The sequence below is a fragment of the Desulfosarcina sp. genome, from assembly GCF_041551955.1.
Lineage (GTDB): Bacteria > Desulfobacterota > Desulfobacteria > Desulfobacterales > Desulfosarcinaceae > Desulfosarcina.
Genome location: NZ_JBFELV010000232.1, coordinates 1 through 7,822, shown reverse-complemented (window position 1 = coordinate 7,822; position 7,822 = coordinate 1). Strand labels below are relative to the sequence as shown.

At 54.5% G+C, this 7,822-nt stretch carries 8 protein-coding genes; 6 read left to right on the top strand and 2 right to left on the bottom strand.

Going from position 1 to position 7,822, the window contains the following annotated elements; genetic code table 11:
• Window positions 1–62 precede the first annotated feature (62 nt).
• Window positions 63–413: a DUF190 domain-containing protein gene (locus tag ABYV26_RS16215; RefSeq protein WP_372682397.1), complete on the top strand. Its 351-nt coding sequence runs from the start codon at window positions 63–65 to the stop codon at window positions 411–413.
• A 9-nt stretch (window positions 414–422) separates the two neighbouring features.
• Here the strand turns inward: ABYV26_RS16215 and ABYV26_RS16210 are convergent, their stop codons facing one another.
• Both ABYV26_RS16210 and ABYV26_RS16205 read right to left on the bottom strand, forming a co-directional pair.
• Window positions 423–731 (bottom strand): hypothetical protein, encoded by a 309-nt coding sequence (locus ABYV26_RS16210; protein ID WP_372682396.1) that lies wholly within the window; start codon window positions 729–731, stop codon window positions 423–425.
• A 4-nt stretch (window positions 732–735) separates the two neighbouring features.
• Window positions 736–1,539 (bottom strand): dimethylarginine dimethylaminohydrolase family protein, encoded by an 804-nt coding sequence (locus ABYV26_RS16205; protein ID WP_372682395.1) that lies wholly within the window; start codon window positions 1,537–1,539, stop codon window positions 736–738.
• A 397-nt stretch (window positions 1,540–1,936) separates the two neighbouring features.
• Here ABYV26_RS16205 and ABYV26_RS16200 point away from each other — a divergent pair, with 397 nt between their 5' ends.
• The 5 genes from ABYV26_RS16200 (at window position 1,937) to ABYV26_RS16180 (ending at window position 7,616) form a co-directional block, all read left to right on the top strand.
• Complete coding sequence (locus ABYV26_RS16200; protein ID WP_372682394.1) at window positions 1,937–2,830, top strand: phosphate/phosphite/phosphonate ABC transporter substrate-binding protein; 894 nt, start codon at window positions 1,937–1,939, stop codon at window positions 2,828–2,830.
• A 122-nt stretch (window positions 2,831–2,952) separates the two neighbouring features.
• The gene (locus ABYV26_RS16195; protein ID WP_372682393.1) at window positions 2,953–5,415 is read left to right on the top strand and encodes a methyl-accepting chemotaxis protein; all 2,463 of its coding nucleotides are present in this window, start codon (window positions 2,953–2,955) and stop codon (window positions 5,413–5,415) included.
• A gap of 7 nt (window positions 5,416–5,422) precedes the next feature.
• Window positions 5,423–6,661: a chemotaxis protein CheB gene (locus tag ABYV26_RS16190; RefSeq protein ID WP_372682392.1), complete on the top strand. Its 1,239-nt coding sequence runs from the start codon at window positions 5,423–5,425 to the stop codon at window positions 6,659–6,661.
• 15 nt (window positions 6,662–6,676) lie between these two features.
• Entirely contained in the window at window positions 6,677–7,204 is a 528-nt protein-coding gene (locus tag ABYV26_RS16185) for a chemotaxis protein CheW (RefSeq protein WP_372682391.1), read from the top strand.
• Window positions 7,205–7,262: 58 nt separating this feature from the next.
• Complete coding sequence (locus ABYV26_RS16180; protein ID WP_372682390.1) at window positions 7,263–7,616, top strand: response regulator; 354 nt, start codon at window positions 7,263–7,265, stop codon at window positions 7,614–7,616.
• The last annotated feature ends 206 nt before the right edge of the window (window positions 7,617–7,822 follow it).

Sequence of the window (7,822 nt, the reverse complement as noted above, 5' to 3'; positions counted from 1 at the left end):
GGCGGTTTTGGCCGGTCACATGCTATCCCGGCTGCTTTAACGCGAAATCAAAAGGAAGAGGGATGACCGTATTCAAGGAAACGGGGCAACTGTTACGGATATTCATCGGGGAAGCAAACAAGCATAAGCGTATGCCCCTTTACGAATGGATCGTGCAGCAGGCGCGGTCCCAGGGTATGGCCGGAGCCACGGTGCTGCGGGGGATCCAGGGATTTGGCGCAAACAGCCTGATCCATACCACCAAGATTTTACGTCTTTCCGAAGACCTGCCCGTCGTGGTGGAGATCATTGACACCAAAGAGAAGATCGAATCCTTTCTTCAGACCATCGATCACGCCATTACCGAAGGCATTGTCACGGTGGAAAAGGCCCAGGTGCGCATGTACCGTGCCGGAGGGAAAAAAGACAGTTGATGGTCGGCGTTATGGAGAGCCGTCATCGTCCACCTCATGATCGTCTGTGGAGCGGCCGATCAGCATCACCCGCCTCATGCGAAAGACAAACCCGAGGACCATCACGATACTGATCAAAATGATCAAGCTGGCGGCAAAAAAGGTCATGATGAAGGAAAACGGGTCCCCGAGCCTGTAGGATGCGGCCAGCAGGGAAATTCCGAAAAAGACAAAAAAACAGGCGATGCCAGTGAGCATCAATTGTCCGAGCCACCACCAACGGCCGTACTGCCTGACGATATGACCGCTTTCCGCGCGTCGGCCGGTGTGATCCGACATGGGATCAGAACCTCAGGGACAGGCAGGTCAGGCCGCCGTCCATTTTCCTGAATTCACTGACGTCCAGTTCGACGATCGGCCGGTCCAGGGCCTGGAGCTGTTGCCGCGTTTTGGGAAACCCGGCGGGCATGATCAGGCGGCCGTTGACCAGCAGGGTGTTCCCCGCATATGCCTCCTGCGGCGAAATCACGATCCGATGGAAGCCGGCCAACGCCGGATGATCGGCAAACTCTCGGGTGAGCAGCAGGGTGTCCTCGCTTACCGCATTGACACTGGATTTGAAATGCAGGCCGGCGGCAACGGGCACCGGCGTCCAGGTGCAGCCAAATCCGGTTACCGCTTCACCCAATTGTCGGGCGCCTTGTTGGTTGGTCCGGTCCGACAACCCGATAAAAAAATGGCGTCCGACCATCAGCACATCACCGCCGTCAAGGGTTCCGGGGGGCTGAACCCAGACGGTCTTGCGAAAATGCTGCAGGGCAGCCGCGATTGACGGCACTTCCCCCTTGCGTGAAGCGGCCCCCGGATTGGTGATCACCGCTATATCCGGAGTCACCACGGCCGCATCTTCCACAAAATGGCAATCGGGATATCCTTCCAGCGGGTCGAGTACGGTCACCGACAACCCGCAGCCGTTCAAAGCATCGACATAGGCATCAAACTGGTCCAGGGCCTTGACGTAGTCCGCGGGGCCCAGCATGGATGTGGTGATGCCGGAGGCCATATCCTTGCCGGGTCGCCGAGTGATGGCGTGGGTGAATGTCATGATGGTTGCGTTACCGATGATGCTTAATATCGGATCGGCCAAATGCCTATCCATTTGACCATGATGATAGCAGTGTTGTTGGCCAAAATAAACAGCTTTCCCGTTTGGTTCCCTGAATGCGGCTGTCGCCTGCTGGCAGCCGCATTTGCCGTTTTATCCTGCCGGATAGGCAAGTGGTACGCACAGAAATCAGGAGGCAAGGATGATGATAATCCTTAAAGGATATCGCTGATCGGTCGATATACATAAATGCGATTCAAATAAATGAACGATCCCACTTGCAATGGAGAATAAGGATACAGGAGATCAGCATGGTTCGTCCAAAATGGTGGATGCAATGGGGCGTAACCGACGTGTAAATTGATGGTCAGGTTTTGTTCTCGATAATGATCATACCTTTTTTGGATGGATAACATGTCAGCCTGAAGGAGATGATAAAATGAAGACAGCGCATTGGAAGCTGATTGTCGTGTTGACCCTGATGATCGGGTTTTGCGGATCGCCGATGACCTACGCCCAGTCGGAGATAAAGATCGGGGTTCTTGCCAAACGGGGAACCGAAAAGGCCTTTCAGCAATGGGGGCCTACGGCGGCCATTCTATCGGAAAAATTATCTAAAACCTTTACCATCGTTCCCCTTAAATTCGTTGATATCGAGCCGGCCTTGAAAAACAATCAAATCCATTTCCTGATCGCCAATTCAGGATTTTTCTCTTCGATGGAGAAAGCATACCAACTAAAAGCCCTCGCGACCATGGTCAACCGCAGACAGGATGTCGCCCTGCAAGAATTTGGCGGTGTTATCTTCGTTCGTAAAAACAGTCGCATCAATTCGATTAAGGACATCCGCGGGAAACGATTTATGTGTGTGAAATATTCCTCTTTTGGAGGAGGGCAGATGGCCTGGCGTCTGCTCCTGGAGCGTGGGATCAACCCGAAAACCGACTGTTCCGCTTTCCTGGAAGGGGGAACCCACGACAATGTGGTGATGGCGGTAAAAAAGGGTGACGTCGATGTGGGCACGGTCAGATCCGACACCTTGGAGAGAATGCAGTCGGAGGGAAAGATAAAGATGGAAGACTTCAAAATCATTAACAAGATAGATGATTCCTTTGCCTTTGCGCACTCTACCCGGCTTTACCCGGAGTGGCCCTTCGTCGCTTGCCTGCCGGCGGACCGGGATCTTCGTCGACAGGTGACAAAGGTGTTGATGCTGCTGCCGAACAATCATGAGGCGTTGGAGGCCGCCAACGTATACAAGTGGACTTATCCGGGGAACTATGCAGCCGTGGCCGAATGCCTCAGGATCATCGAGAACTCAAAACAAAGTTGAATCGCGATGGCGAGCGCAGACACTATTTACCTGTATATACAAAAGATTAGGATCCCATGACGTCGAACCTGGCCGTTTCCGGCTAAAATTTTTTTTGTTAATCCTTCGAGGAGGCCAAACCCATGTTGCGAAAATTCCGTAACCTTAAACTGAGAACAAAATTGTTGATTTCCATTTGTTCGGTGGCCTGGCTCGCCTTTACGGTGACCATCACCTACATCGGTTACAACGCCCGGAACCTTGCCGAAAAAGAAGCTTTGGATAAGGCTCGTGAGGCTGCCTATCGCTACGCCAATTTGGTTAAGGCTGATCTGGGGCAACCCATGGACGTTGCTAAAGCGCTTGCCCGCTCCTTTGAAGGAATGAAGCAGCAGGGTGTGCCGCCGCGGGACATGATGGACGGTATTCTCAAACGGGTTCTTGAGGACAATCCCGGTTTTCTCGCCGTCTGGACCTGCTGGGAGCCCAACGCCCTGGACGGTAAGGACTCAGACTTCATCGATGCCTTTGGCCACGATGAAACCGGCCGGTATCTGCCCTACTGGAACCGGCTGCCAGGCGAAATCGATATCGAACCGCTGGCCGACTACACGGATCCGGTCAAGGGGGCTTACTATTTTGAATCGTTGAATTCCGGTCAGGAGGTGGTCTTCGACCCCATGCCCTACACGGTGGGCGAAACGACACAGCTAAAAACGATCGTTACGGTTCCAGTCCGCTTCAAGGATAAAATCGTCGCTGTGGTCGGCATCGACGTGCCGGTAGCCTCCTTCACCCCCCTGGTGAAGCAGATCAATCTTTTTGACACCGGTTATGGGTTCCTGATTGCCAACAACGGCGTCTTTGTGGCCCATCCCACCAAACAGTCCAATGTGGGCAAGCACATGGACTTTTTCGCGTTCGATAAAAAGGTCGTCCAGGACGTCAAGGCGGGTCGCGAAACCAGCCAGTATAAGGTTTCAAAGACTACCGGCCTCAAAACCTACTATATCCTGGCGCCCATCTCCATTGGATCGGCCGAAAAGAAATGGAGCCTTGCCATCAATCTCCCCCTCGACAAGGTGTTGGAGCAGCCGCGAAAGGTCTTTTACACGACCCTCATTGTGGGCAACCTGGCGTTGCTGATGCTGCTCGGGGTCGTCTACATCGTTTCCGGTGGGATTTCCCGGCCGGTTGTCGACATTGCCAATGTGGTCAACAAGGTGGCCACCGACCGCGACCTGACCCTACAAGCACCGGTCAAGACCGGTGACGAGGTCGGGCTGATGGCCGAAGCGTTCAACAACATGACCGGCGCGCTCAGGGAGTCTCTCAAGGTCGCCGATATCGCGGCGACGGAGGTTGACGCATTTTCCGGCGAGGTGACCAAACGGGCAACGGCCAACAAGGAGCGCGCCAGCGAGGAAGAGCGCCAGATGGGTGTTATCAAGGAGACGGTGAACCAGATGGGCGCCACCGCCGGCGAGGTGGCCCAGTTCTCCCACTCTCAGCGTGATGCGGCGAACCTGTCCTACCGGCGGGTGGAAGCCCTAATCGAGAACATGCGCCAGATGGGGCAGGCTTCCGTTGAGCAGATCCAGGAGGCCAATATCGCCAGTGAACGTGTGACGGTGATGGGTGAAACCGGTGCGATGGTTGTGGCCAGCGCCGGCAAGCAGGGCGAGCAGGTGAGCAAGGTCACCGATGCCGTTAAACAGATTGACACCATTGTCACGGAAATGACGCGTGCTTCCGGCCGGGCAACCGAACACGGACAGGAGGTGCTGACCGCGGCCCAGGAAGGTGCACAGTCGGTTAAGGAAACTGTTTTGGGTATGCAGGCCATTGCCGAGTCATCCGAGAAAATTTCCGATATTATCTCAGTGATCACCGATATCGCCGAACAGACCAACCTGTTGGCGCTCAACGCCGCCATCGAGGCAGCCCGTGCCGGTGTTCATGGGAAGGGCTTTGCCGTGGTTGCCGACGAAGTGGGTAAGCTGGCCCAACGATCATCGGAAGCTGCCAAAGAAATCGGCCAACTCATTAAAGAGTCGACCAACCGTGTTCAGGAGGGAACCCGTCTGACAGAACGATCTGAACAGTCCCTGGAAAAAATCGCCAAAGGCGGTGAAATCAACCGTGAGGCCATCGACAACATTTCTGAAATGGCCCAAACGTTGAACCAGCAATCGCGAGAGGTGACCGCCCTGATAGAAGGCCTCAACGTCCTTGCCGTAGAAATCGGCGGTATGGCCGGCCGGCAGGGTAAGCGCCGCGAGGCTGCCCAGGCCGCTCTGGAAGCCTTGACCGAAAAGTCAAAGGCAATTTCAGAACTGGTGAAGAAGGCCGAAAAGAGCGCTGACGATGTGGGTGCGGAGATGCGCAGCGTGGTGGAGAGAAGTGAGCAAGTGAGAGGCCTTACCGACCTTCAGTCCCAGCGGTCCAAGAGCCTAATCGAAATTGCCACGGCATCGGCAGTCCGCGCCACCCAGACGGTGGCCGGTGCCACCGAGGTCGTGGACATTACCAAAGAGTTGCGGCAGCTGTCATCGAGCTTGACCCGGCAAATTGCACAGTTCCGAATCGAAGAGGAAAAGGTCTAATCAAGCGATGATCATATTCTGTGAAGAATGCGGCGCCAGGAACGATTTGAGATTGGACAAGCTTGGCGAGCATCTGCATACCTTCGAATGCACCGAGTGCTGCCAACGTCTGATGGTTTCCAAACCGTCTATGGGAGAGGGCGGCCTCAATGCGTTTGTCGAAATGGCACTTGATTGTGGGGCGCATCATCTGCCGCAAAGTCCGGTTTCCGTCCTGATCGTGGACGACTCCGCACTGCTGCGAAAAATTCTCAAGGAGATGTTCGCTGCCGACGACCAGGTGAAGGTGGTGGGCGAGGCGGAACACGGCCTGAAGGCCTTGGAAATGATCCCCGAACTCAAACCCGATGTGGTGACGCTCGATGTCAACATGCCGGTCATGGATGGTCTGACCACCATCAAGCACATCATGATCAAATGCCCCACGCCAGTGGTCATGTTCAGCTCACTCACCGGCCAGGGTTCACTGGAAACCTTTGAATCCTTGCGATACGGGGCCGTCGACTTTCTGCAAAAACCGTCCAGTCTGCAAAAGGAAGATCTGAAAAGTCAGCACGACCTGATTGTCAGCAGGGTTAAAAATGCCGCCCGAGCAGGGATAGACACCATCCGCTACCTGCGCCCGGCCAAAGTGGCCCATGAGAAGAAAACAATCGGGACAAAGGAATGCCACCGCGTTTTTGCCATTGGAAGCTCCTACGGAGGTTACGGATCACTGCTGGGGTTGATACCCGAAATCAAACCGCAGCTGCCGGCGGCCTTCATATCTGTTCTCTATGCGGCGGCACCCCATGTCGACGCTTTTGTGGGCTATTTAGACCAGCACAGTCAGATGACCGTGCGTCGCGCGGTGGATGGGGCGCCCCTGCAATCCGGTGTCTGCTACCTGGCCTCGGCGTTTGAGCAGGTAGAGATAAAAAATGGATCGGGAGAACTGTCGATTCACCTGCAGCCCAAAAACATCGAAAGTCCCGGGCAAGCCAGTGACACGCTGATGGCGTCTCTGTCCGATACCCTGAAGGACCGTGCGTCTGGAATTTTGCTTTCCGGCATTGGAAAAGACGGCATAGCGGGTATTGGCGCAATTCTAAAAGGGGGCGGAAATGCCATCATTCAGGACCCGAGAACCTGTCTGTGCAATGATACCACCGCCATGACCGCCAAGCAATATGGTCTGTCTGCGGTACTACCCGGGACCACCATGGCCGAAGCAATCCAGAGGCACTGTCTGGACACCAGCCAATAAAAGGAGAGAGCGCCGATGAACGAACCGTTTGCGCAACCCAGTCGAGAGTCAACCGAAGCAACAGCAACCAAACAGCTTGTGGGCTTTTTCATCGGTGAAGAGATGTTCGGGGTGGATATTCTCACCGTACAGGAGATTATCCGGGACTCAACTATCACTCCGATTCCGGATGCGCCCGACTTCCTTGAAGGGGTGATCAACCTGAGAGGCAGCATCATTCCCGTGATCGATCTTCGAAAACGATTGAAGCTCGTCCAGCCGACCCATCTCGATCCGGACGTCTGGATCATCATCCTCACCGTGGAAGGTCGTGTCACCGGGTTTGTCGTCGACCGGGTCACCAAAGTGCTGACCGTCCCGGAGAACAGCATCAAACCGCCGCCCGACATCGTGGTGGCCGGATTGAAAAGCCAGTACATCCAGGGGGTGTGCAAGTTGGATCAACGGCTTTTGATTCTCCTCGAATTCAGCCGCATTCTTATGGTTGATGAAATCAAAAAATTAAAATCCATGAAACGATCGAAGGTGCCGGCAAGCGTTTAAACCGCTTCCGCGGCAATGACCCGTTTCATTCCAAAGCATCAAAAAAGGAAAATGGTGGATGGGAAAGACGATTCTGGTGGTGGACGATTCGTCCATTATGCGAAAAATGATCAAACAGACCCTGATCGGAGCCGGGCACCGCGTCGTCGGTGAAGCCAAGAGCGGCGATGAATCAGTCACCCTGTACCAGCGGCTGAACCCAGAACTCGTCACCATGGATATCACCATGCGCGGCATGGATGGGATTGCAGCTGCCAAAGCGATCCTGGAATTCGACGCCGGTGCCAGAATCATCATGCTTTCCAACCTGGATGAAGATAAGTTTAGCAAGGAAGCTGTCCAAATAGGTGCAAAAGGATACATCAATAAGCATAAAACCGCCGAGATCCTTGCGTTGATCGATCGCTTGTGAGCCGCTTGGGGCAGGCAGGTAAATAAAGCACCACGATCCACCGAAGGAAAGAAGGAGCGTTCCATGACAGACCATTCTCTGCTTGAGGATTTTGCGGATGAGACCCGTGAGCACTTGGAGGAGTTGGAGAGCAGCCTGCTGCGCCTGGAGACGGATTCGACAGACCGCGAGTTGTTGAATACGATCTTTCGGTCGATGCATACGAT

What these genes read in the sequence shown, in the direction of transcription:
- ABYV26_RS16195 (WP_372682393.1), top strand. Translation starts at nt 2,953, where the DNA reads ATGTTGCGAAAATTCCGTAACCTTAAACTGAGAACAAAATTGTTGATT.
- ABYV26_RS16180 (WP_372682390.1), top strand. Translation starts at nt 7,263, where the DNA reads ATGGGAAAGACGATTCTGGTGGTGGACGATTCGTCCATTATGCGAAAA.
- ABYV26_RS16210 (WP_372682396.1), bottom strand. Translation starts at nt 731, where the DNA reads ATGTCGGATCACACCGGCCGACGCGCGGAAAGCGGTCATATCGTCAGG.
- ABYV26_RS16215 (WP_372682397.1), top strand. Translation starts at nt 63, where the DNA reads ATGACCGTATTCAAGGAAACGGGGCAACTGTTACGGATATTCATCGGG.
- ABYV26_RS16200 (WP_372682394.1), top strand. Translation starts at nt 1,937, where the DNA reads ATGAAGACAGCGCATTGGAAGCTGATTGTCGTGTTGACCCTGATGATC.
- ABYV26_RS16190 (WP_372682392.1), top strand. Translation starts at nt 5,423, where the DNA reads ATGATCATATTCTGTGAAGAATGCGGCGCCAGGAACGATTTGAGATTG.
- ABYV26_RS16185 (WP_372682391.1), top strand. Translation starts at nt 6,677, where the DNA reads ATGAACGAACCGTTTGCGCAACCCAGTCGAGAGTCAACCGAAGCAACA.